Raw genomic sequence first — 25123 nt, 5'->3', positions numbered from 1 at the left:
TTCATTATTCATCATCATAAAAATTCTTATTCTAAGAAAAAGTTCCAATAGATACCTTAAGTTACGCTATCACAACTTTTTGTTATTTAATTACCTTATGTAAGTGATTGTAATATAGTCACTTACTTTAGTCAAGTAACTTTTAATAAAAAATAAAATCTCAAATTAAAAATATTAACTAAAATACAATTGAACACCAAATACATCTTTATTACTTGTATAATAAACTTTGAGAGGAAAATTCATATATAGAAAGGATTTATTCATGAGCACTATAGAAAAGATTCAAACTTTTATTATTCTTTTTGCTGTTACATGCGGCATCGTACTCGGACAATTTAATATGATACATACGTATTCAGACAAATTTATTGTCCCCTTCTTATTTTTCATGCTATATGGATTATTCCTCAGCATTCCATTAAAAGAAATAAAAAACGGATTTCGCAATTTAAAATTTGCTGGAACAAGTCTTACTATTAACTTCTTATGGACACCTTTACTCGCTTGGGGGTTAGGAGCACTATTTCTTTCCGATCATCCAGCACTTTGGGTTGGATTTATAATGTTAATGGTTACTCCATGTACAGATTGGTACTTAATCTTTACTGAAATAGCGAAAGGTAATGTAGCACTTTCTACTGCAATTTTACCTGTAAATTTAATTTTGCAAGTACTGCTCCTTCCCATTTATTTATTTTTATTTGCTGGTGTCATGAAAACTGTAGCGATTTCTGTTTTAGTAGAAAGTATTGTTATCGTAATCGTCTTACCATTTATACTTGCACACGCTACAAAGTTCATTATGAATAAAATGAAAAAAGCTGAAACTCTCGAGAATAAACTCATTCCGTTTTTCAGCTCTGCTCAAATTGTATTTTTAAGTTTAGCAATAGTAGCGATGTTTGCATCACAAGGTAAATATTTACTGCAAAATATGAATGTCGTTTTATTATTACTCGTTCCTGTTCTATTGTTCTTCATCATTAATTTCTTACTAGGACAATTTATCGGGCGCATCATGCATTTATCTTACAAAGATACAGTAAGTCTAAGCTTAACAACGTTAGCAAGAAACTCACCTGTTGCACTCGCTATCGCTGTAACAGCTTTTCCAGACGAGCCTCTTATCGCACTTGCACTCGTTATTGGACCGTTGATTGAGTTACCGGTACTAGCTTTTGTTTCACAAGTTTTGTTGCTTATTAAGAAAAAACGGCAATACGCATAATAAAAACCGTCCCATTTTGGGACGGTTTTTATTATGGAAAGATTACATACAACACTTGCTTCTTATTTATCAATACAAATGAAATTACCGAAACTACAAACGTAATAATACCAATTGTAATAAAGTGAAACTTTAATCATTGGGGGTTTTGTTCATCCCCCAATGATTATTAGCCCTCACCACTCCCGCATTAACAGATCCTTTCTAATTAAAAATGATAGGAAACGTAAATATAACGAAAGCTGCCCAAAGTCCGTATATTGGCAAATACTTCGTAACGGCATCTTGGATAGCTTTTAGTCCTGATTTATTTTGCAAGAAACGCATATAGGCAAACATAATCCAAATGAGATTTGCCCAAATCAGTATGTTTACTCCTAAAACAGCAAGTCTATTAGGTGTAATCCCGTAAGAAGAAAGTCTGAATACTATGGCTGACAATGCGACAGTGTCAATAATAAGCGCCAGAACAATTAAGGAAAAATTTATATAATCTGAAATGTTCTTTTTCTCGTCCGAGTCACTCTCAACGATAGAAAATATAGTAACAGCCAATACGCCAAGCAGTATTCCGTTGAAGGCCATTAGGAAATTGCGATCCAAGAATGGATTTTTCCCGACCCAAATTACCGTTATAAGATAGATAAGCAAGGTAATCAGGACGAGAGGACTAAAAATTTTAGATATGTATGGTGTAATATTTTTAGCAAGCTTAAGATTCATTGATACTAAGTATGCAGTCACAATAGCGAGAGCCGCTGCTCCAAATAAAACAACATTACTAAAATAGAATTCTCCTATATCTAAGTCAACAAAGCTAAATAAACGCATGGTGAATACCGCAAGTATCATTCCGCTCACTGCCATGCTCCCGTAGAGAAGACAATATTCTAAATTAAATTTAATATAGGCTAATCTTGTACTGCCTTTTGAATATTCATTTCCTGTAAATGCAAGCCCTACTAAGACCCATAAAAATATAGGAAGATGTAAATACGCAAGTATGGTACTGTCTTTATAATTTACTGGCAGCGTATTAAGATAATACCCGGAAATTAGGAACAACGCTGCAAGGGAATAAATAATACTTTTTTTCGGAGTATTATTGTAAACAAAATAAGCAGCAATAAAGGGAATTACACCAAAAGCCAAGTTAATTGGAGCAATTGCTTCCTGCTCAACAAAGTGGAAAATGATCCTGGTGCTTATGCCGGCCAGAATAGCTAAAAGGCCCATGAATAAGAAACCTTTTTGAAACAAAGATGTTTTTTCTTTATTTACTTTCTCCTTGAAATGCAACCTTTCATACCAAGCAGCTAGAACCTGGGAATCAGGGTTTTGGTCCCATGCTTGTGAGAATGCTTTTTTAAAAGCTTTCGGATCTTTTCTATACATCTTCTCCAACTCATGGGGGTTATCCATATTTTTAACAATTAAATTGTTACTGTTCATAGTTATACCTCCTCTAATTAAAATAATAAGATTGTTACCTTTTAACAAAAGTACTTCACTCATTTATTATGATTTTGATTTTAATATAAAATTTATTGTTTTACAATAAAAAAATATCATTTAAAGACTTTTTTTTATCGTTAAATTTTATATTAAAGAAAAACAAAAGAGCATGACAATTTTATGTCATGCTCTTTTAACAAATTAATTCTCAAATACAAAGTTAATCTTATTATCTTTCCACTCTAATTTCGCATCAAACGTTTTCTCGCCCTTTTTAAAGCCTTTAATTAAATCCGTCTTTTCACCTTTTAAGAGCTTTGTCATATTCTTTTGCGAAATTGTTTTACTTAATATCTTCTTTGAAATGGTGAAATCACATTGCGTTGTATTATAGTTAGAACAACCGTAAAACGTTGACTTATCAATTACATCGCCATCACATTTTTTACAGCTACCAACCTTTTTACCCGTTGTAAATTTCGATCCTTTTCGTTCAATCGATTCAACATGTAGTCCAGTGAAATCCCACTTCTCAGACATTTCCACTGCATCTTCAATAATTTTAGCTGATAGCTTTTTCGTCTGTTCCATAAATGTAGCTGGTGAAGCTGTACCTTCACCAATTTCCGCAAGACGTTGTTCCCATTTCGCAGTCATTTCTGGTGAAGCTAGTATTTTATCACCAATTGCGGTAATTAATACTTTTCCTTTATCAGTCGCATACACTTGGTTTTTCTTTACATCTATATACTTACGGTCTTTCAGCATCGTAATAATACCTGCGCGAGTCGCTTCCGTACCTAAACCTTCTGTTTTCTTTAATACTTTCTCCAGCTCTTCATTCTCTAAATACTTACCAGCTGTTTTCATTAACGTAATAAGTTGTCCTTCTGTATAGCGCTTCGGTGGCTGTGTTTTTCCTTCTTTCACTTTCACCTTTACAACTTTTCCTTCTTCGCCTTCAGCTACAATTGGAAGAATGGTTTCGTCATCTTTATCGTCTTGGAAAATAACTTTACGCCAACCTTCTTGAATTTGCTGTTTTCCTTTTGAAATGAATTCAGCACGTTCATCTACAAGCGTTACAATCGTTGTATAGTCAAAGATTGCAACTTCATAATGAGCTGCAATAAGCCTTCTTACGATCATATCGTATATTTTCTTTTCATCACCTGAGAGTCTGCTTGGGTTTGTAACTTGCTCTGTCGGAATAATTGCGTAGTGATCTGTTACTTTCTTTTCATTTACATAACGCTTGTTATTCATAATGGATTCAACCGGAGCCGGTAATAAGCCTTTATATTCATCAAACTGACTTAACTTCTGTAAAATATCAGGGAACGTCGCTGCTTCTCCTTGTGTAACATAGTTAGAATCTGAACGTGGATAAGAAACAATCCCTTTTTGATATAGTGCTTGCGTTATATCAAGCGTCTTTTTCGGTGAAAACTTAAAGGCTTTATTTGCCGTTGCTTGCAGTGATGATAAGTTAAATAAAAGCGGCGGCTGAAACTCTTTACGCTCCGTTTTCATTTCCTTCACAACAGCCGGTTTCCCTTGGCAAAATGCCGCAATTTTATTCGCCATATCAGGGTCTTTTAAGCGGGATTCATTATCCTTTTCCCATTTTCCGTCATATTTCTTTCCTTCTATATTAAAGGTTGCAAACACTTCCCAGAAAGGCTCTGACTTAAAGTTTTCAATTTCTTTCTCTCGCTTTACAATCAATGCTAACGTTGGTGTCTGGACACGACCAGCAGAAAATACATCATTCATTCCTTTTTTCTTTAGCAAAATACTAAAGACACGTGATGCATTCATACCAACAACCCAGTCAGCACAAGATCTTGTGTATGCTTCGTAATACGTATTAATTGTATCTGATTCATCAAGTAGATTTTTAAACCCTTGGTAAATAGCTTGCTTCGTTAAAGACGAAATCCATAGACGCTTCATCGGCTTTTGCACGTTACAAAGATTAATAATATTTCGTACGATCAGTTCCCCTTCACGCCCAGCATCGCCTGCGTGAATAATTTCTGTTACCTGTGGATTATGTAACAGCTGTTTCACAACGTTAAACTGTTTATACTTCGACTTTGTTACTTCAAATTGAAAACGCTCTGGAATCATCGGTAACGTATTAAGTGACCATTTTTTCCACTCTGCGTGATAATGCTCTGGATTACATAACTGCGTCAAATGACCAATTGCCCATGTACAGTACGCTCCATTTGGAAATAACTCATTCGCTTCTACCTCTAAATATCCATCTTTCCGGCGATATTTAAACTGTGAAACAAGAGCCAACCCTTGATCTGGTTTCTCGGCAATAATTAATTTCATTTTATAACTCCCTATCTGTATTCCAGTGTTACTTTCATTGTCTATATGTTTAGAAGCGATGATAAAACAACAATCTTATTTATCATTCGCGGTTTGTCTCGCAAATGTGAGACCTATAATATTATACGCTTATTCTTTATGGCTTCACAATAGAAACTCATAATATAACAATTTCTTTCACATGCTTATAATTAAAAAAGACGCCCTAAAAAATCAAACGTCTCTTTGCCTACATCTATGAAATTGTGCAGATAATATGCAGATATTAATAAGCATAAGTACCCTCCATATAAACATATGATGAAATGAACGATAGGACAAGGAGGTATCATAATGTTTGCTTATACGTTAACTACCTTAACACTTTGCTGTACTTCGATTCTTATTACATCCTATATTTCCAAACGTAAGGGTACCCTAATGGAGTATATGGTATTTATTATGTCTTTTAGTATGAGTATCGGTTTAAGTATTGGTTTTTACTTAGGCATTCTCTTTAAGGAGGAATTACTATATTCTACTTTGCTTGCTATTTCAATTAGTGGTTTTATCGGCTTTTTAATCGGTCTACGTTTTCACCTATATACCGCTTTAGAAGGAATGTTCTCTGGATTAATGGCAAGTATGATGGGAGCAATGATTACAGAAATGTTAAACGCTCAACAAGCTCATAGTATATTGTTCATTAGCCTTTTACTTACTATAACGATTACTATGTCCTGTGTGATTCAATTATTATCGGAGAACTTTTCTACTTTTATCCAACAGCGTTTTTTGTCATTACTTTCAATTAGTGTAGTAATTATCGTTGCCGTATTCGCGACATTCCCAGATCATACTCCCTCACCTACATCCGGGCATGATCAACACATACATTAGTACTTGCAACAAAAATGAATAAGCAGTTATCCATAGGATAACTGCTTAATATTACTCTGGCTTATTAGGAATGTTTCGGTTTGGAACATAATCCGATTTGTAATCTGTATATTTTACTTCTGTTACCATCCCAGCTGAAGCATGGTGTAAATCATGACAGTGGAACATCCAATCGCCCGGATTATCTGCTACAAAGGCTACTTCATATTCTTCTCCCGGTTTTAAGTTCAATGTATCTTTCACAATTGGAGAACCTTCTATCGGTTTTCCATCTTTACTCAATAACTGGAAGAAGTGACCATGTAAATGCATTGGATGATCGTCCATTTTAGAACCATTTACTAATTTTACTTTTACTAAATCACCCTTTTTTACTTGAATTGGGTCAATATCTGGAAATACCTTTCCGTTAATTGTATATACCATTTCATTTCCATTCATTTGCGTATTTAAGTCCATATTATATGTGGCAGTATACTCTTGATTTAACGTGAAACTACCTAATTTTTTAGTACCATATTTCATTATATCTACTTTCGGTAATTTTTCTTTTTCGTCTGTTTTATCTTTCATCTCTTTGCTGCCATCATACTCAATAACAGCTTTCATTCCTTTTGCACCTTTATTTTTCGAATGGTCTTCAACATACCATTTCCCAGGATTATTAGCAGTAAATTCAATATCATAACGTTCACCCGGTGCGATTGAAATTACTTTATCCTTTATAACTTTTGGATCGTTTATTGGTTGACCATCTGTCGCAATTACTTTTATATCATGGCCATGAACATGTATATCATGTGATAGATAACCAGCATTGACGAGTCTAAGACGAACGTTATCTCCCTTATTCACTTTTAATGGCGCTACTAAATCACCGCTTTTTCCATTGATTGTGAATAAATCGTACATACTCATATCATGACCTTCCATCTTCATATTTCCATGGTCCATTCCTTCCATATTACTAGAGTCTTTTTTATCACTGCCCATGTTCATATCAGAATGAGCCATGCCGTTCTTATCATCATTCTTTTCCCCATTTTCATTACCTTTAGATTTATTACCTATTTGCCCTTTTGTCATTTCTTTTAACTGCTTATTCATTTCTTCTTTATCTGTAACCCATTCATCCAACATTAATGTGTAATCTTTATCATATTTTTCCTTTGTATCTTCTACAATGAGCGCTCCATACAAACCTCTATCTAATTGATTTACAGAATCTTGATGCGAGTGATACCAGTACGTTCCTGGTACGTTCGCTTCAAATTCGTAAGTGAAACTTTTTCCTGGTTCAACTGCATCTTGTGTCACGCCTGGAATTCCATCCATGTTATTTGGGACAGGATATCCATGCCAATGAATAGATACTGGTGCAGATAATTCATTTTTTAATGTCACTTTCACCTTTTCACCTTTTTTCACCCGAATTTCTGAACCAGGAGATGAGCCATTAAATGTCCAGACTGGAACAATAACACCGTTACTTAATTTTTGCTTTTCTTCTTTCGCTATTAAAGTAACTTCTGGTCCTTTTTCAACTTTCAATGGTGTTGTAGCTGTTTCAGTCTGTAGTGTTTTTTTATCATTCATATTTTTATGATCATTTGTTATATTTGTCGTCACAGAACAGGCAGCAATTAAAAATATTACAGAGACTGTAACGGCTATTAATACAAATCGCTTCATGGAAAATCCCTCCTTTTTCTTTTTCAAAATCATTATAGAAGTTGATTTTCAAGAAAATAAGGAGATGTAATTAGATCTTACGTAAGCTAATTGGAAGATTACTAAAAGCGGAGACATTACAAGAGGCGAATATTTTAGAAATACAAAATATTTTCCTTGTAGCGACTATACTAGCCGTTCTCGTATTTGTTTTGACGTTATTTCTTAAGAAACAATAACACTGCTATTATTAAATAAGAAAAATGTAGCTAAAATGCTCTTCACAAAAGAACTTACATTTTTGTATAATAAGAACTAATGTTCCTTACAAGAAGACAATAGACTCAAATTACACAAATATATCAAATAGAAGAGGATTGATATACGATGAAAATTGATAGACCAAAAATTTCACCAGAGTTATCTTCAAAGAATTTTCAAGATATTTTTTATGAAGAAGATCCAACATTGGAAGTGTGTGAAATTATAGACTCCACTTTCGAAAATGAATCTGTAGATAGAGTGCGATTATATGATGCGGTGATAAAAAACTGTAAGTTTACTAATACAGACTTTAGCAATATTGATATTACAGATGTTTGTTTTGAAAACTGTGATTTATCAAATGTTAATTTAAGCAATTCTTCTGTTCACAGAGTCGAATTTAAAAACAGTAAATTAATCGGAGTAAATTTCACAGAATCTAGCTTAGGAAATGTTAAATTTGAGAATTCAATTTTGAATTTAGCGGCATTTGGAAATTCCAAACTAGAAAAAATCATCTTCAATGAAACTTCATTAAATAATGCAGATTTTTTTGACTGTAAACTTAAAAAAGTTGAATTCCAATTATGTAGTCTTGATGAAGCTAATTTTGATCAGACATCACTGAAGGGGATAGATATTAGTTCTTCTACCTTTGATACACTTACAGTTTCAGTGAACGATTTAAGAGGATGTAAAGTATCAACATATCAAGCTGTTCAGTTTGCTACTTTATTAGGATTAATAATTAAAGATTAGTATTTCGAAGAAAAGAACCCTATCCCGAATCATGGATTTTTTAATTGTCCACGGTTCGAGATAAAGTTCAAATAAATTAGTGATGACTCTTTTATTATTTAACTACAGCTTGGTTTCCTTTTACATGTTCATTATTTACACTCATAAATTCTTCAATTTCTTCAACTTCCCTAATGATATCTTTTGATAAGTTTTCATACCCGTCTTTCGTTACAAGAATGTCATCTTCAATACGAATTCCAATTGATTCTCCTTCAATATAAAGACCAGGTTCAATTGTTATAACCATACCTTCTTCTAACACTCTATCTTTATATGTTCCTACATCATGTGTATCTAAACCAAGGAAATGGCTGACACCATGATAATAGTATTTTGATAACTCTTCATCTTCTTGAATTAAACCAATTGCTTTACACTCTTCTGCCAGTACCTTTTTTGTATGCTCATTTAATGCAGCGAACTTTAATCCTGGCTTAATAAGCGCTGTTGTTTCTTTTAATGCTTTTAATACAATATTATAAATTTGTTTTTGACGACTAGAGAATGTTCCATTTGCCGGGAATGTATAACTAATATCAGCGTTATAGTAGTCTTTTTGAGCACCTAAATCTAGTAATACTAAGTCACCATTTTGAATTTGTGCATCATTATCTTCATAATGAAGAACTGTAGCATTTTTCCCACTCGCCAAAATTGTATTGAACGCATGGTGCTTAATGCCAGATGATTTCAGTGTAAAATCAAATTGAGCTTCTAATTCATACTCCATCATGCCTGCTTTTGCATTTTTTAACACATTGTAAATACCATCTTTCGTTACAGCAATCGCTTCTTTAATAATTTCAATTTCTTCCTCTGTTTTAAATACTCGTAATTCACAAATGTTCGGATATACATTACCAATTGTTACGTGTGGGTATTTTTCTCTTACATGTTTAGCAAATGCTAATGTTTTTGTCTCCGTACCATTCCAATCACGACGTTCTATATCTAAATATAGATGCTTCGCATTTTCTGTAAAAAGTATATTTGACATTGTCTTTTCAAAGCTATCTAAATATACAACTTTCTTTATACCTGAAATTCCCTCTGCTTCTTCGCTAGAAACTGTCTTCCCAACCCATTTTTCCATTACTGGATCTGATTTTTCAATGAAAAGTGTCTCTTCTACACTATTCCCAAACTTTTTCAGCATAAAAATAACATTTGGTTCATCGATTCCCGTTAAGTAGTAAAAATTACGATTCGGTACAAATTTATAATGTGCATCAGCTGACATATGCGGTGCTTGTCCCGCAAATAAAATCGTAACGGATTCATCAGGTAATGTTTTCGTTAGTCTTTCTCTATTTTGAGCAAAAAATGTTGATTTCATAATACTCCCCCTAGTGTTCTATGTATGCTTGTAAAGCTAATTGTCCTCTGTTATTCATTTTATTATTGTTATAATTTTTCGTCAATTTTTAACCTTTTAGATGGTGTTGACATAATAAAAATTAAGCGTTAAAATAACTATATATTAGTAAGTAACTAATATAATTAAATCTAACTAGAGGTGAATCAAATGAAAAACATTTTATTCCGTATTAACGAATTGTCAAAAAAAGAAAAAGCAACTGGATTAACAGTTGATGAAAAACAAGAACAACAAATGTTACGTCAAAACTATACAGAAACATTTCGTGGAAGCCTAGATTCCATTTTATTAAACACAAAAATTGTTGATCAAAATGGTCTTAACGTTACACCTGCTGCATTACAAGATGCTCAAATACGTTTAAAATTAAGCAAATGAGTTCCGAGCTAAAGAATTCTAATAAAACATAAAAAGAGCTGGATTTCCTATATAGAAATTCCAGCTCTTTTTATTGTCTTTTTTAATTTAGTAAACGAGCGATACATCGCAATTCTCCACGACACAATCATCGCAAATGCAAGTAAGAAAAACATTCCGCTTAACTCTGCCAAATCAATTGATTGGCTTAAATATGACTTTAATGCCACGCGTACAGCTAATAAGCCTACTAAAATAAATATGAATGCTTTTGACGGTTTCATAAATATATGTTCGCCTTTTATTTCGAACTTAGTTGTTTTAATAAGAAAAATAGAGAAAATAAGCCCTATACTAATTGCCTCGACTATTTCTAACGATGTTAATCGAAACTCTGGTAAAAAGTACATCATTGCGCCTGTACTCATAAAAATTGGCGGCAATATAATTTTCTTTTTCGTTACCGGCTTTTTCGCTGCTTTAAAACGTAGAAACATTACCCCAACAGCCATACAAACTGCTACGACACTTGATAAAAGTGCTATCATACTTTCCACTCCTATCTATTTAAATGACTTTTTTAACAAAATCATAAACCAATAAGTAACTACATGCTGCATTATAGAATTTCTTCATTATATTCCTCCTGCTGTAAACTTTCCATATTCGCTGCAATCATTTTACGCAAAGTTTATGAACGGAATATGAACAAAAAAGCCATTCTGCAATTAATAATTGCAAAATGGCTTTTTAACTTATTTTAAATCGTCAATTGTGAAAGCACCTGGAAGTAATTGCTCAACAGTCACTTCTTTTTCATCACCTTTTACATTCGTTAGTAATACAGGCATTTTCGGATCACAGAATTCAGCAATTACTTGTCTACACGCACCACATGGTGAAATCGGTCCATCAGTTTCTCCTGTAATAACTAAGTAACTAAAATCGCGCTCCCCTTCTGATACCGCTTTAAATATTGCTGTTCTTTCTGCACAGTTACATAAACCATAAGAAGCATTTTCTATATTACAACCAGTATAGATTTTCCCTTCTTTCGTAACTAACGCTGCGCCAACAGGAAATTTAGAATACGGAATATACGCTTTCGATAACATCTTGTTTGCTTCTTCAATATATTTTTTCTTATCCATATTATTTCCCCCTCAAAGTAAATGAAATGATGATTAGTCAGTAATAACTGTATGAACTAATTTAGGAGCCACTGCTGTTTCAGCTATAGAAATATTCTCATAAATTTTTGCTTTTACATCTTCTACATTTTCACGGTTTGCGTAGATTGTTACGAAAGGCTCGCCTTCTTTTACTGCATCGCCAACTTTTTTACGTAACATTAATCCTACTGCTAAATCGATTTCATCTTCCTTCGTTGCACGACCTGCACCAAGTAACATAGCTGCAATACCAATCTCATCTGCAACAATGTTAGAAATAACACCTGAAGTTTTTGCAGGTACATCAATTACATACTTCGCTTGTGGCATTTTTTCTGGATTGTCTACAATTGAGCTATCTCCGCCTTGATTGCTTAAGAACTCTTTAAATTTCGCAGTTGCTTTTCCGTTTTTCATCACTTCAATTAGCATTTCACGAGCTTCTTCTAACGTATTTGCTTTTTTCGCAAGTACGACCATTTGACTTCCTAATACAAGTACTAATTCTGTTAAATCTTCTGGACCTTCACCTTTTAACGTATCAATCGCTTCTTTCACTTCTAGAGCATTACCAATCGCAAATCCAAGAGGTTGTGACATATCTGAAATAACTGCCATTGTTTGACGTCCTACGTTATTTCCGATACGTACCATTGCATGTGCTAATTCTTTTGCATCTTCTTCTGTTTTCATAAATGCACCAGCACCTGTTTTTACATCAAGTACGATTGCGTCAGCACCAGCTGCAATTTTTTTACTCATAATTGAACTTGCGATTAAAGGAATTGAGTTAACAGTTCCTGTTACGTCGCGTAATGCATAAATCTTTTTATCTGCAGGTGTTAAGTTTCCTGTTTGTCCAATAACAGCTACTTTGTCACGGTTTACAATATCAATGAATTGTTCTTTCGTAATTTCAACGTGGAATCCTTCTACCGCTTCTAATTTATCAATTGTTCCGCCTGTATGTCCTAAACCACGACCAGACATTTTTGCTACTGGTACATCTAAAGCAGCTACTAACGGTCCTAATACTAATGTTGTTGTATCACCAACACCGCCAGTTGAATGTTTGTCTACTTTAATTCCTTCAATTGCTGATAAGTCGATCGTTTCTCCAGACTCAACCATCGCCATCGTTAAATCTGCACGTTCGCGATCTGTCATATCTTTAAAGAAGATTGCCATTGCAAGCGCACTCACTTGATAATCAGGAATACTTCCGTCTGTATATCCATTAATAAAGAATTTGATTTCTTCAGTCGTTAATTCTTTGCCGTCACGTTTTTTTGCAATAATATCTACCATTCTCATTACAATCACCATTCCTTTTTATATTATATAAATCTATTAAAATAATAAGCCAACGATTGTTGCTGATAAGAAACTTACTAATGTTGCACCGAATAGTAATTTCAAACCAAATCTTGCGACTACATTCCCTTGCTTTTCATTTAAGCTCTTAACTGCCCCTGCAATAATCCCAATTGAAGAGAAGTTTGCAAATGAAACTAAAAATACAGAGATAATCGCTGTCGTTCTATCTGAGAAATTAAAGTTTCCTTGTGCTAAATCTGTCATAGCGACAAATTCATTTGATACTAATTTTGTTGCCATAATATTTCCGGCATTAACTGCTTCATGCCAAGGTACACCCATAATAAATGCAAATGGTGCAAATGCATAACCAAGAATTTCTTGGAATGAAATACCGATTACACCTTTAAATACTGCATTAATGAATGCGATAAGAGCAACGAAACCGACTAACATAGCTGCTACTGTAATCGCAACTTTAAATCCATCAATAATGTATTCCCCTAATACTTCAAAGAAGGTCTTCTTCTCTTCTTCTTGTACTTCTAACATATCTTCTTCCTCAGTAACTTCATATGGGTTAATGATAGAAGCAATGATGAAACCACCGAATAAGTTAAGCACTAAAGCGGTTACAACATATTGTGGTTTTAATAACACCATATATGATCCAACGATAGACATAGAAACTGTAGACATTGCTGATGCACATAATGTATACATTCTTTTCTCTGGCAATAACCCTAGTTGTTTCTTAACTGAAATAAATACTTCAGATTGTCCTAAAATCGCAGATGCAACAGCGTTATATGATTCTAGTTTCCCCATTCCATTTACTTTACTTAATGCTAGACCGATAGATTTCACAATAATAGGTAATACTTTAATATGTTGCAAAATACCTATTAAGGCTGATATAAATACGATTGGCATTAATACACTTAAAAAGAACGAAAACTCTTTTTGATTTACTAATCCACCAAATACGAAATTCACACCGTCAGCGGCATATTTTAATAACTCTCCAAAACCATCTGCTATTCCGCTAATTAATATATTCCCTACACTTGTATTTAATAATAGAAACCCCAAAATGAATTGTAATATAACCATCGTTATGATTGGACGATATTTGACTTTCTTTCTATCATTACTAGCAAGCCAAGCGATACCTAAAATCAATACGAGGCCAAAAACACCGATTAAGTATTTCATAAGCCGTTTCCTCCCATTCGTATCCGCTTACATTTTTTTCAATTATTAAAGCAATAGATATACTTTAAACGTATATCTATTGCTTTAACCTTTTATCGATTAGTAGTTATCTGTAGCACCTTTTGCATCATTTAATACGATTGCAACACTAGCACTTGCTCCAACGCGAGAAGCTCCAGCAGCTACCATTTTGTCTGCATCTTCACGTGTACGAACACCGCCAGATGCTTTTACACCAACGTTTGGTCCTACTGTTTTACGCATTAATGCGATATCTTCAGCAGTTGCTCCGCCAGTTGAGAATCCAGTTGAAGTTTTTACGAAATCAGCACCAGCTTTTACTGATAATTCACAAGCACGTACTTTCTCTTCATCTGTTAATAGGCAAGTTTCAATGATTACTTTTACAAGAGCTTTTCCTTTTGCTGCTTGTACTACTTCATAAATGTCTTTTTCAACAAGTTCGTTGTCGCCATCTTTCAAAGCGCCTACGTTGATTACCATATCAACTTCAGTTGCACCTTTTGCAATAGCATCTTTTGTTTCAAATGCTTTTGTTTCAGTAGTGCTTGCTCCTAATGGGAAACCGATTACAGTACAAACGTCTACATCATGTCCAGCTAGTTCATCAGCCGCTAATTTTACCCATGTTGGGTTAATACAAACAGAAGCGAATTTATATTCCTTTGCTTCTTCGATTACTTTCATAACATCTTCTTTAGTAGTATTAGCTTTTAAAATTGTATGGTCAATTAACTTTGCAATGTTCATTATCTTCACTCCTCATATCTTTTAACAACTTCATTCTAACTCTTAGTTGAACAAATGTAAATACACTTTTGAAATTTTGTTCATTCTTTTTTAAAAGGAATTTTCTTGTAGTAAATAAAGCGCATTCTAACAAAGAACACTTCCTATATAATCAAATTTTCTATGTTAACAATGGTAGTATGTATCTCCATATCCATAATTATTTTTAAAAAGGCAATTTGTGTTCAAAAAAGACTCCTATCATTCATACATAACAAAATAAAAGGAGTTCTCAATATGTTAATTTTGAGAACTCCTTTTATTTCTAACCTTTTTGATAATGTAACAGTTCTTTTGCTGTATGCTGATCGATAATTAATACATTTGCATACCCGCCACGTAACGCACCATCAATTGCTTTTATTTTTCTATTACCACCTGCAACTAAAATAGAGCGTTTCTTTAATTTCAGTTCCTCTAACTCAATTCCAATGGTACGCTTATTGATTTCTTCACTACTAATATTTCCGTCACCATCAAAGAAACGTGAACAAATGTCACCGACCGATTGTTTTTTGAGTAAATTTGTTTCATCCTTATCGAAATAACCTAATCGGAATAATAGCGCTTCGTCTCGCACTGTTCCTACAGTGAAAATTGCAATATTCGCTTGTTTTCCCATTTCGATAATGTGATGAATATGTCGATCCTGCTCCACTAATTCTTTTGTCACTGCATTATCAAATATAACCGGAAGAGGTAGATTTCTTGGCGTCGTTTGAAAAGCATCTGCAAATAAAGCTATCGTCTCATTCGCATATGTATTTACACTTGAATGACTAATACCACCTTTTAGCTGGACAACCTCTACCCCTTTTACATGTTGCGGTACGATTTTTCTAGCGATTTCATACATCGTCATTCCCCAGCTTACACCAACAATATCACCGTTTTTAACCGTCTTTTCCATATACTCAGCAGCATATTTACTTATATACTCTGTAATCGTTGCATATTCCGGTACTGGAGAAAACACAACATGTGCCTCTAACAAGTTGTACTTTTCTTTCAGTAAATTCCCAACGTTATCTAAATCCGCAAATGGATCGGCGATGCTAATTTGAACAAACCCTTTTTCTTTCGCGTACTTTAACAATCTAGAAATCGTCGGTCTTGAAATATTTAATTTGTTAGCAATTTCTTGCTGACTATAATCTGATTGATAATATAATCTTGCAACTTCAACGCTTAATTGTTGTTTATCTTTTTCCATAGTAACTCATTACAAATCCCTTCCTGTATTTCCCTTTCGTTACAAGCATTATACAGCTTTATGCAAAAAAATTCGACTACCGAATTTTATCTAACTGAACTTCTATTCCACTTATTATATACAATGAAACCTTATTGTGTAGATTTACAAACCCAATATAGAAACACTTACAACATATAAATCAGTTTATATGTAATTCATTCTTTATTGCTTTTCCTGTAGTAACGATAACAAAGCCGTTCAATAAGAAACATGAAACATCGTCTAAAAGCTATTCAAATACCCCTCATAAACAAAAGATACTGTTCATAAGGGGTATGTATTCAATTTAAGTTTATAAAAATCGGATGGAAACACTGCAAGTTCTCACTTATTTAGAATAAGAGAAAAGATGATGTTTTATTTGTTCAATAAAATAATGATGGTGTATATTATCGTTAGATACGCGACTTGCCATAATAGCTCCCTCCATTGAAGATGCAAGAAAAGAAGCGAGCGATATAATATCTATATCTTCTTTAAGTTCTTGTTTCTCTATTCCTTCTTTTATGAGAGAAGCCATTAACATTACTGTATCATCATAACCTTTTGCTGCTGCTTTTTGTAATTCTGGAAATACTCCAGTACTTTCAATTGCGCTATTAAGTAATGGACAGCCTCCAGCAATAGGAGGATTATTAGCTGCATCTTGATATACAAGGAAAATTGCAAGGATTTTATCGATTGCTGTCTTTTTATTTTCCATTGCTTTATGAAAATGACTCCACATAATCTCACCACTTTTGTCATAGGCAGCAAGGACAATTTCTTCTTTACTTTTGAATCTACGATAAATAGATCCTTTAGGTAGTTCAGTAGCTGTCATTATATCCTGTATGGATGTGCGAGTTATCCCATTAGTATTAAATAAATATAAAGATGTTTCAATAATTTTTTCTTTAATCTTATCAACTTTAGTCATACTTTGTAATCCTCCTAATAAAAACGAGCTTAATATTCCAGGTGATATTTACCATCTATTTTCTTGAATTTTTTTGTAAGTATAAATAAGTTTGGAACAAAAATATATTATCCATCCCTATATTATGTGAACCTCAAACCATACAGTTTGAAAAGAGGTAATCAAATTGTATTACCTATATCATTAAAATGAATTTTCTGTCAAAATTAACATGTCCAATTATTTAATTCAGTCCTGTTATACAACTAATTTCACCTACAATTGTAGAAGGTGTAAAAATATATAGTTAATTTTAACGTATAGACTATGATTATTATATATAATTTTTATTAATATGTTTAGCTAAAGTGTTTGAACTACTCCCACTTTCACTTCGTATATTAGGATATCTCCCGCAGTCCTTGCAGTTAAAAGCCTTATCACTTCATTCTATAAAAAGCTAATTGTCAAAAATTAATGAGTACTGAAATTTGCTTGTAAATAAGCAACTGAGATATAAATATATTTGTTATTTACCATTTTTATTTTATTAATAATTTATAAAAGGGGTTTAAAAAACTAGAAACTTATAGTATCATTAGTTTCCGAACCGAACGGTCCGGTTCGGTATTAAATAAATATATTTTAGAAGGAGAACCTAATGCAACAAGAAAAATCAAAGATTCTAAGTAATTTCATTATGGAGGCAATAAAGTGAACTTTATAAAAATGAATAAAAAAGAAATTATTATGTTAATAGTTTATACAATGTTTGCACTACTCCAAATTGGCTTGTTCATATTATTTGGCCTATCACTTTTAACTAACAGTAATTTAGTTGAATCAGAATTTGCTCTTAGTGCCATCGGTTTGACTGTACCTGCTATTGTAGGAATAATTTTCTTTAGGAAAGAAATTATTGAAAGTTTTACTTATTTTAAAGAGAAAACAATTTTGAAAATAGTAAGCATTCCTATGGTGGTTTTACTTATGGTAATTGTGGAAAATTCTATTATGCATTTTCTAAACATAGGTCAGCCAGAGAACCAAGAACAGGTCCTTACAAGGGGCGCAGAGGTGCCTATTATATTCACATTACTTCTATTTGGGATTATAGGGCCAATAATTGAAGAAATCATATTTCGTCATATATTAGTGAATCGTTTTTCGGAATATGTTGGTACTGCTATTGCATCCATCGTTTCGATTATAATTTTTGCAGGTCTTCATTCAAATCAACTTTCGGATCTTGCTATATATTTACCTGGCACGGTGATGCTTACTGCGGCTTATCTTATTTCTAATAGATCCCTTGCATATGTTATAGCGATACATATGTTAAACAATTTTATTCCTTTTATTTAATTGCATATGTCATAACAAGACATATGTAATTGAAGGTTTTGATGCAAAAATACTCTATGTTTCTATCGAGTATTTTTGGTACCAGAACCACTTTTTCTAAGGCATAAGAAATCTTATCAAAACTACAACTTATTAGGAGAGTGTCGGTCATGATTGTAACAACAACTTCTGGAATTCAAGGTAAAGAAATTATTGAGTATATTGATATTGTAAATGGTGAAGCTATTATGGGTGCAAACATTGTCCGCGATTTATTCGCTTCAGTTCGTGATGTTGTCGGTGGCCGTGCTGGTGCTTATGAAAGTAAGCTAAAAGACGCTCGTGATATTGCAATGGACGAAATGAAAGAACTTGCAAAACAAAAAGGTGCGAACGCTATCGTTGGTATTGACGTAGATTACGAAGTTGTACGTGATGGAATGTTAATGGTTGCTGTCAGTGGTACAGCTGTACGTATATAAGTAAATAAAAAAACGGTTCCTCCCTTGGAATTTATACTTTGAGGAGGGGCCTGGTTCTGTTGCAGATTTTAAAGAATAAAAAGAGATGTTGATAAAGCATTATACGTCGAAAAAACACAGTTTGAGTGTAAACTGTGTTTTTTTATATAGAAGCCTCATCCCATCACTATCAAGCTAAAATTTTGTGTTAACTTGTAAAAAATGTACATTTTTTACTTTGGGGTAATTTTGAATCCTTAAGCTTATGGGCATGTGCTGGTACCCTCTAATACTGTACAAATTTTTTATAAATGGTTGTAAGGTTCTACGTTTTTGACCATTCTGTACAACGATAACTTTGGTTTATTGATTTCACCTGTAATCTGGTAGCCTATCCTCTGATACAATTTAATGGCAAGTTGGTTCTCTTTCTTTACCGTCAGAGAGCATTTGGCAAAGCCTTGCAGCGAAGCCTGTTCCTCAGCAAACTCAATTAATCTGGTACCTATCCCTAGTCCTCGACTTTCGGGCAGTAAGGCAATTGTTCCGATGTGAAACTCGTCATCTTCTCCCTCCTTCAAGGTAAACATGGAATAAAGCATTTTGATATTCAGAATGTTATAAACAACAAAACCCAGCTTTCGGAACGAAAGCAGCTGTTTAAAAGTGGGCCAGGCAAGACGATTTAAAACGGGTATGGGATAGCAAGTAATCATCCCTAAAGTTTTCCCGTCCATTTGAGCTTCATAGGCGTATTGATGACTAAAACGGTTGTTCTCCTGCCGCCATAGCTTACAAAATGTCCAATCGACTGTGTTCTTCTCCTCAGATCCTGCAAGTGGAAACGCCATGTATTCCAATGCCATTACATTTAGCTGGGCGCCGACCATGGATTGATGAACAGCCTTTACAATAGAGATTTTATTCATTATCCTATTGCTCCTTTTCACTTTCTATATTATTAATATTAATTATCATGGATTTGAATCAGTTCACTTCCCTCTCAATTCATCCTTAGCTTTGAAACCATAATAAAATGTATTTAAAACAAGCTCTGCAGCAGATTTTTTAGCCACATTTCCTTCATGTACCTGTTCCCAGGTATGGAAAAGCAGAGCATAAAGCGTATTCAAAATCCATTCACTGCTAACTGTTTGCTGAAAGTAACCTCTTTGTTGTAGCAATTCAATAACGCGTCTTAAGGGTTCCCTCAGCTTCTCTTCTGCTTCACCTAATTCTTTGTTGTTAAATACAGATGCATCATGACCTAGAAAATAGATTTTGTCACCTAAAGGGATTAACGCTTCAATGAGTTCCGGGATATAGTTTTCGCTTCTTTCCTCATCCAGTGGAATCTGGTTTACAGTATCACTTACCAGTTGTATAGCCCGATGGCCCAAGAACAGCATCAATTTCTCCCTGCTTTCGACGTAGCGATGGAGTGTAGCAATTCCAATTCCCGCATATTCCGCAATTTCATTCATCGAAGCAGTAGGATTTTCAACAAGCAATATAGTAGCTGAATCAAGAATTGCATTAAATCTCGCTTCCTTCAACGCTGACAAGTCTTTCTTCATCGTCAATCTCTCCCTTTTTCTATATAAAGTCGTCATTTTTGATAGATAAATATATCATTTGATATTATAATAAACAATCTCAAATAAAGTGTCCAGCTGCTTAATGTAGCTTTTCAAAAAGAATTATATTCCTGAAACTGATAGTACTTTGAATGTTTCATTTTTAGTATTTCATTATTTAGATAACGATGAAGAAATTGAATTCTTTAATGTAATAAATACAAGAGCCAAAGGAAATGGTACGAGTTACTTTCTGCATAAAGTTATCGGTTTATTTTAAAATTCACTTCCGGGTATTGGGTTATCAGCCTTTTAAGGGTTGAGCCGTCATCCTTCTGTTTTACATACTGGTCAAAAAATGCCAGGCTGAATTCGTTAATAATACGATGAACTTCCTTTGGATTTTCACCTGGGCTTTGCAACAGAGGTGAGAACAAATGTAAATCGGTAAAGCTTGTATGATCCGTATGAGGAATGACCATTGACATACCACCGCCAGCTAACCCGCGTCCGTATCGCTCCCTCACTTCAAAGGGATCTGCTTCATCAGGCTCTTCTGCATTCATGAGCAGAAATGGTTTTCCAATGCCACTTTCAGGCAAGATTTCACCATACAATGTACCATCCATATTGATAGCTGCTTTGACACGAGAATCTTTTGCAAGTATTTGTGCTGCGGTAGCTCCACCGTAAGAGTGGCCAAACATTCCAATTCGCGAGGTATCCAGTCTTCCTGTAAAGAAACCGGTCTCATCGTTTTCGTTAAGTTTCTCTATCTGATTAAGGACAAAGCTGACATCTTCCTCCCATAATTTTATGTGACTATCTCCTTCATCAGTTAAATTGATGGGCTGTACGTAAGCAGTTCGACCACCTGGAAAGACGGTAGCTGCAGCATCAAAGGTATGATCGATACTTAGAACAATATATCCTTGACTAGCCAACTCCTCAACTTGAAACGTGTTTTGATTACGAAAACCATTAAAACCATGAGAGAAGAGTAATATGGGATAGTGATTCTCTGAGTCTGAGAGTTGTAAATCCATAAACGAATGAGACTTTACCAATTCCATGTGGCTGAATGCAAATGCAGGAATAGACAATGTTTTTTCCAATCCCTTGGAGAGCTCATTTATGTTACGAATATAAGGTTCTGGATCCCCCTTGCTTTTTTCAGCTGCAGGATACCAAATTTGCACCATCAGTTCGCGCCGATCGTTTGGATTTTTTGAATATGGTTCATTTCTCTGATGATCAACCCAATGATATAGCTTCGTACCGACCCTATGTGGACCAGTTGGTTCTTCAAATGAAAATACTGGCATAAGTAAGGGTAGCGCAACTGCTACAAACAAATAGATACATAGTAACGAAGTCTTAACTATGAATATACCCGAACTTCTAAAGCCCTTTTTCCGCCCAGCTAATAAATAGCATAAAATTAAGATAACCGGGGATACATATGCCGGAATCATCTGCCACCTAAAACCTTCTGCCAATAACTGAACTGTAACCATTACAACGGCAATCAAAGTAGCTAATTTAGACCACTTTTTCGTTTCTCTGCCTATTAACAGTATCCAACTCAATAGACTAAAATTCACTACTATCAAAACAACTTCCCAGAAATTCATTGGCCTATCTCCTTTGCATGCATTTTACTTCTAATTAAAGAGGTAGTTTTCAGCCTAAGCAAAAGCAGATGAAACACCTATATAGTTGCACCAATTATGCTTAGTAACCGTTTCATCCACTCTACTCCTTTATTCAAATTAAAAACTTAAAATGCCCAGCTACCTTTACGAAAAATTGGTTCTACAGTTCCATCTGGTAGAATACCGTCAATGTCCATCTCACTGCTGCCAATCATAAAGTCCTCATGTGTTACAGAAATATTTGCCCCTAACGTTTCAAGCTGATCGTTTTCTAAATCTCTTCCATCCTCTAAGCAAGTTGGATAAGCTTTACCAATCGCTAAATGGTTCGATGCATTTTCATCAAACAATGTATTAAAATATAAAATTCCCGATGCTGAAATTGGTGATTCATGTGGTACAAGTGCTACTTCACCTAAATAGCAAGAGCCTTCATCCACATTAATAAGCTCCTGTAATAAATCATGTCCTACCTGTGCTTCAGCTTTAACAATTTTTCCTTCTTCAAATGTCAGTTTAAAGCCATCGATAATATTCCCTTGATAAACTAATGGTTTTGTATTGCTTACATAGCCATTTACACCTTGTTTCATCGGTAACGTATAAACCTCTTCTGTCGGCATATTAGCCATAAAGATAGTATCATCAGGAGTTTTACCACCTCCAGTAACCCATTTATGCTGTGGTGCTAATACAATTGTTAAATCAGTACCTGGCGCTGTATAGTGAAGCTTCATATATTTTTTATTGTTCAGTAGGACCGCACGAGATTCTAAATTTGTTACATGTTCACGCCATTTTTCAATAGTACTGCCTTCACCAATACGAACAGCTTTAAAAATAGCCTCCCATAATGCTGGTACTTGATCCTCTGCTGCTAAATCCGGGAACACCTTCGATGCCCACTTTGGTGAAGGAACTGCTACCATCGACCAAGCTATTGAATCCTTCATTACGGCGTTGCGATTGTTTCTCAGAGCAGCTCCTGCTACCTTTTGATAGGTAGCTAGACGATCAGATGAAATACCTGTAAATTTATCAGGATCTGTAGCATCTATCATTAATAGTGCTCCTTTACGTTCGATCAGCTCATCATTCATTTTGACTATCCACTCTGGGAAGCGATTAAATTCTTCATCTGAGGCATAATCAAAGTACGCACGTTCCATTTCTTCATCCGAAAAATTAACATGAACACGCGCTGCCCCAGCCTTATAAGCCTCTTTCACAACTATACGGGCGAAATCCAGTGCAACTACTGATGTATTGACTAATAAGTATTGCCCTGGTTGAATATTGACACCGATTTTCACCGTAAGTTCTGCATATGCTTGTAATTTTTCTTCAAAAGTCATATTATTTACCTCGCTTTTATCAAATTGGTTTTGAATTCCCCTCACTAACCTGCTTTCATACCATACTTTCTAAACTTTGATTCAATTAATATTGGTTTGTTTTTCAAAAAATCTAATCGAAAGGTATCAAACACTACATCAAATTATAGAGTTCTTTATTGTGAAAGCTCACTCATTTCTTCCCAATCTTTTCAATGCTGCTGCACCTAAAGGTTTACCATCAATGGGGCGTTTAACATTCTCAATCACTTCTTTATCTTTACAAAAGTATTTTTGATAGATAAATATATCATTTGACATAAGATTAAATCATTTTAAACGAATTATCAAGTCGTAAAATTTAATTTTTAAAAAATTCGGTAAAAAAACTATATGAACATGGATTCTATCAAAGGGAGCGATAACGAAAAGATTTTTACGCACACATGGATAAAACACATGACAAACTTATATATAATTGCAAGTTCAACCCTTACAAAAAACAGGATAAAAAAATAAACAGCAGAACTAGTCCACTGTTTACTTCGCCACGCCTTCATGTAATTTTTCTGTATAATCTTTTACATCTTTCCAGCTATCTTTCGCTGTATGTAAATCTTCTTTTATAAACGTAAACTCTTCCGGACTAATTCCTTTTACGTTTTGTAGTAAATTATTATATTTTGCACCTACTGTATACCATTGATTTGATATGTTTTGTAGTGCTGTAATTGCTGCATCAATTGTTTCTGTCATGTTTGTTGTTTTATTTTTTACATCAGTCAAAATTAAGACTTCTGCTTGCGCTCCTGAAATTCTATCTTTTAAATTAGCGATTTCTCTTTCTGCATTTGCGATATCTTTTTTCGCAACCGCAATCATCGGCCCGCCAGCAAGACATGTTATTAGAGCTACGCAAAGTACGCCACCAGCAATGACCATATCATTACTCTTTTTAATCGAATCGTTATATGTATTTATTTGTTGCTCTAGAGCTGGAATACCAGCATTCGTACTTGCCAATATCGCTGTTAACTGATTTGTATCTTCTTTGAAACTATTTGTATCTTTCGCCATTCTATTGCGAAAAGCTTTCAAATTTCCTAATAATCCATCTACCTCATTTTGATTCTTTACAATATCTGCATACAACTTTTCTAAATCCGCTTTTAATTTTCCGCTATCCTTTTGATCAATCGCTATTAACATGTCATTATAATACGATTGAAAAGTATTATTGTAATTTATAATATTTTGATCTGTTTTCATAATTTGAGGCTTCATATTATTTAACCAATATGCTGCATTAATTTTTGCATCTCTTTGATGCTGAATCATATTTCCTTTAAATTCACTATTAATCGAACTTATTTTACTTAAATCCGTCTCTTGTTGATTTTGAATTAATTTTGCATATGAATCCATTGCAAATATGCTTGATGTCGTTTGTGCCATTACATCTTGGAATCCTGCTGGTCCAAGAGAATAGTTTTTCACATTTTCTTGTAGCACCGTTACATTTTGTTCTGCTGCAAAAGGATGTAAAGGAAATGCGTTACTCGTTGCCACCCCAGCAATCATTACCGCTAAAAGACATTTTTTATAAAATCGTTTCTGCATATTTTTCACCTATTCTCTTTATAAGGATATCAAAAGCTCCTGCTCACAACTGAACAGGAGCTTCAACTCATTCATCAACACTT

Annotated in this window: 23 protein-coding genes; 6 read left to right on the top strand and 17 right to left on the bottom strand. The window is 34.1% G+C overall.

The window, feature by feature from the left end; translation table 11 throughout:
- Positions 1 to 265 precede the first annotated feature (265 nt).
- Entirely contained in the window at positions 266 to 1231 is a 966-nt protein-coding gene (locus tag ACTFRU_RS12480) for an arsenic resistance protein (protein WP_000103809.1), read from the top strand.
- A gap of 204 nt (positions 1232 to 1435) precedes the next feature.
- On the opposite strand, the gene ACTFRU_RS12475 is transcribed toward ACTFRU_RS12480, so the two are convergent.
- Both ACTFRU_RS12475 and topB read right to left on the bottom strand, forming a co-directional pair.
- On the bottom strand, positions 1436 to 2683 hold the full coding sequence (locus ACTFRU_RS12475) for a DUF4153 domain-containing protein (protein WP_440037669.1): 1248 nt from the start codon (positions 2681 to 2683) through the stop codon (positions 1436 to 1438).
- A gap of 204 nt (positions 2684 to 2887) precedes the next feature.
- The gene (gene topB / locus ACTFRU_RS12470; RefSeq protein ID WP_000766771.1) at positions 2888 to 5032 is read right to left on the bottom strand and encodes a DNA topoisomerase III; all 2145 of its coding nucleotides are present in this window, start codon (positions 5030 to 5032) and stop codon (positions 2888 to 2890) included.
- 333 nt (positions 5033 to 5365) lie between these two features.
- Here topB and ACTFRU_RS12465 point away from each other — a divergent pair, with 333 nt between their 5' ends.
- Positions 5366 to 5911: a hypothetical protein gene (locus ACTFRU_RS12465; protein WP_000458537.1), complete on the top strand. Its 546-nt coding sequence runs from the start codon at positions 5366 to 5368 to the stop codon at positions 5909 to 5911.
- Positions 5912 to 5962: 51 nt separating this feature from the next.
- On the opposite strand, the gene ACTFRU_RS12460 is transcribed toward ACTFRU_RS12465, so the two are convergent.
- Positions 5963 to 7603, bottom strand: coding sequence for a multicopper oxidase family protein (locus ACTFRU_RS12460; protein ID WP_290102315.1), 1641 nt, complete (start codon positions 7601 to 7603; stop codon positions 5963 to 5965).
- Positions 7604 to 7969: 366 nt separating this feature from the next.
- On the opposite strand from ACTFRU_RS12460, the gene ACTFRU_RS12455 reads away from it, so the two are divergent.
- Entirely contained in the window at positions 7970 to 8605 is a 636-nt protein-coding gene (locus tag ACTFRU_RS12455) for a pentapeptide repeat-containing protein (protein ID WP_000687270.1), read from the top strand.
- Positions 8606 to 8699: 94 nt separating this feature from the next.
- Here the strand turns inward: ACTFRU_RS12455 and ACTFRU_RS12450 are convergent, their stop codons facing one another.
- Positions 8700 to 9983, bottom strand: a complete 1284-nt coding sequence (locus tag ACTFRU_RS12450; RefSeq protein ID WP_000842981.1) for an aminopeptidase P family protein — start codon at positions 9981 to 9983, stop codon at positions 8700 to 8702.
- Positions 9984 to 10172: 189 nt separating this feature from the next.
- Between ACTFRU_RS12450 and ACTFRU_RS12445 the strand changes: the two genes are divergently transcribed.
- Complete coding sequence (locus ACTFRU_RS12445; protein ID WP_000789782.1) at positions 10173 to 10403, top strand: DUF896 domain-containing protein; 231 nt, start codon at positions 10173 to 10175, stop codon at positions 10401 to 10403.
- A gap of 47 nt (positions 10404 to 10450) precedes the next feature.
- Here ACTFRU_RS12445 and ACTFRU_RS12440 read toward each other — a convergent pair whose 3' ends face one another.
- The 7 genes from ACTFRU_RS12440 to ACTFRU_RS12410 all read right to left on the bottom strand — a co-directional run bounded on the left by ACTFRU_RS12440 (position 10451) and on the right by ACTFRU_RS12410 (position 17070).
- A complete protein-coding gene (locus ACTFRU_RS12440) occupies positions 10451 to 10930 on the bottom strand; it encodes a CcdC family protein (protein ID WP_000561075.1) in 480 nt (159 codons plus the stop codon).
- A gap of 207 nt (positions 10931 to 11137) precedes the next feature.
- Positions 11138 to 11533 (bottom strand): cytidine deaminase, encoded by a 396-nt coding sequence (locus tag ACTFRU_RS12435; protein WP_000358533.1) that lies wholly within the window; start codon positions 11531 to 11533, stop codon positions 11138 to 11140.
- Positions 11534 to 11566: 33 nt separating this feature from the next.
- Positions 11567 to 12868 (bottom strand): pyrimidine-nucleoside phosphorylase, encoded by a 1302-nt coding sequence (locus ACTFRU_RS12430; protein ID WP_002093946.1) that lies wholly within the window; start codon positions 12866 to 12868, stop codon positions 11567 to 11569.
- Between the two features lie 36 nt (positions 12869 to 12904).
- Positions 12905 to 14086, bottom strand: a complete 1182-nt coding sequence (locus ACTFRU_RS12425; protein ID WP_000876188.1) for a NupC/NupG family nucleoside CNT transporter — start codon at positions 14084 to 14086, stop codon at positions 12905 to 12907.
- A 99-nt stretch (positions 14087 to 14185) separates the two neighbouring features.
- The gene (gene deoC, locus ACTFRU_RS12420; RefSeq protein ID WP_001017441.1) at positions 14186 to 14857 is read right to left on the bottom strand and encodes a deoxyribose-phosphate aldolase; all 672 of its coding nucleotides are present in this window, start codon (positions 14855 to 14857) and stop codon (positions 14186 to 14188) included.
- 304 nt (positions 14858 to 15161) lie between these two features.
- Positions 15162 to 16109, bottom strand: coding sequence for a sugar-binding transcriptional regulator (locus ACTFRU_RS12415; RefSeq protein ID WP_000409781.1), 948 nt, complete (start codon positions 16107 to 16109; stop codon positions 15162 to 15164).
- A gap of 370 nt (positions 16110 to 16479) precedes the next feature.
- Complete coding sequence (locus ACTFRU_RS12410) at positions 16480 to 17070, bottom strand: TetR/AcrR family transcriptional regulator (protein ID WP_000169640.1); 591 nt, start codon at positions 17068 to 17070, stop codon at positions 16480 to 16482.
- A 693-nt stretch (positions 17071 to 17763) separates the two neighbouring features.
- Between ACTFRU_RS12410 and ACTFRU_RS12405 the strand changes: the two genes are divergently transcribed.
- Entirely contained in the window at positions 17764 to 18414 is a 651-nt protein-coding gene (locus tag ACTFRU_RS12405; RefSeq protein ID WP_001009308.1) for a CPBP family glutamic-type intramembrane protease, read from the top strand.
- Positions 18415 to 18563: 149 nt separating this feature from the next.
- On the top strand, positions 18564 to 18875 hold the full coding sequence (locus ACTFRU_RS12400) for a heavy metal-binding domain-containing protein (RefSeq protein WP_000637505.1): 312 nt from the start codon (positions 18564 to 18566) through the stop codon (positions 18873 to 18875).
- Between the two features lie 284 nt (positions 18876 to 19159).
- On the opposite strand, the gene ACTFRU_RS12395 is transcribed toward ACTFRU_RS12400, so the two are convergent.
- The 6 genes from ACTFRU_RS12395 to nheC all read right to left on the bottom strand — a co-directional run bounded on the left by ACTFRU_RS12395 (position 19160) and on the right by nheC (position 25040).
- Positions 19160 to 19783: a GNAT family N-acetyltransferase gene (locus ACTFRU_RS12395; RefSeq protein ID WP_001033856.1), complete on the bottom strand. Its 624-nt coding sequence runs from the start codon at positions 19781 to 19783 to the stop codon at positions 19160 to 19162.
- A 63-nt stretch (positions 19784 to 19846) separates the two neighbouring features.
- Complete coding sequence (locus ACTFRU_RS12390) at positions 19847 to 20431, bottom strand: TetR/AcrR family transcriptional regulator (protein ID WP_000710981.1); 585 nt, start codon at positions 20429 to 20431, stop codon at positions 19847 to 19849.
- Between the two features lie 263 nt (positions 20432 to 20694).
- Complete coding sequence (locus ACTFRU_RS12385) at positions 20695 to 22065, bottom strand: alpha/beta hydrolase family protein (protein ID WP_087875194.1); 1371 nt, start codon at positions 22063 to 22065, stop codon at positions 20695 to 20697.
- 146 nt (positions 22066 to 22211) lie between these two features.
- Entirely contained in the window at positions 22212 to 23441 is a 1230-nt protein-coding gene (locus tag ACTFRU_RS12380; RefSeq protein WP_290102314.1) for an aminopeptidase, read from the bottom strand.
- A 168-nt stretch (positions 23442 to 23609) separates the two neighbouring features.
- The gene (locus ACTFRU_RS12375) at positions 23610 to 23741 is read right to left on the bottom strand and encodes a hypothetical protein (RefSeq protein ID WP_257790052.1); all 132 of its coding nucleotides are present in this window, start codon (positions 23739 to 23741) and stop codon (positions 23610 to 23612) included.
- A 219-nt stretch (positions 23742 to 23960) separates the two neighbouring features.
- Positions 23961 to 25040 carry a non-hemolytic enterotoxin NHE subunit C gene (nheC, locus tag ACTFRU_RS12370; protein WP_001171994.1) on the bottom strand — a complete coding sequence of 360 codons (1080 nt, stop codon included), beginning with the start codon at positions 25038 to 25040 and terminating at the stop codon, positions 23961 to 23963.
- Positions 25041 to 25123 lie beyond the last annotated feature (83 nt).

Origin of the sequence: Bacillus cereus group sp. MYBK220-1, assembly GCF_051916445.1 — a bacterium.
In the GTDB taxonomy this organism is placed as follows: Bacteria; Bacillota; Bacilli; order Bacillales; family Bacillaceae_G; genus Bacillus_A; species Bacillus_A cereus.
Note: the sequence above shows the minus strand (reverse complement) of the source record. Positions and strands in the feature narration are given on the sequence as shown.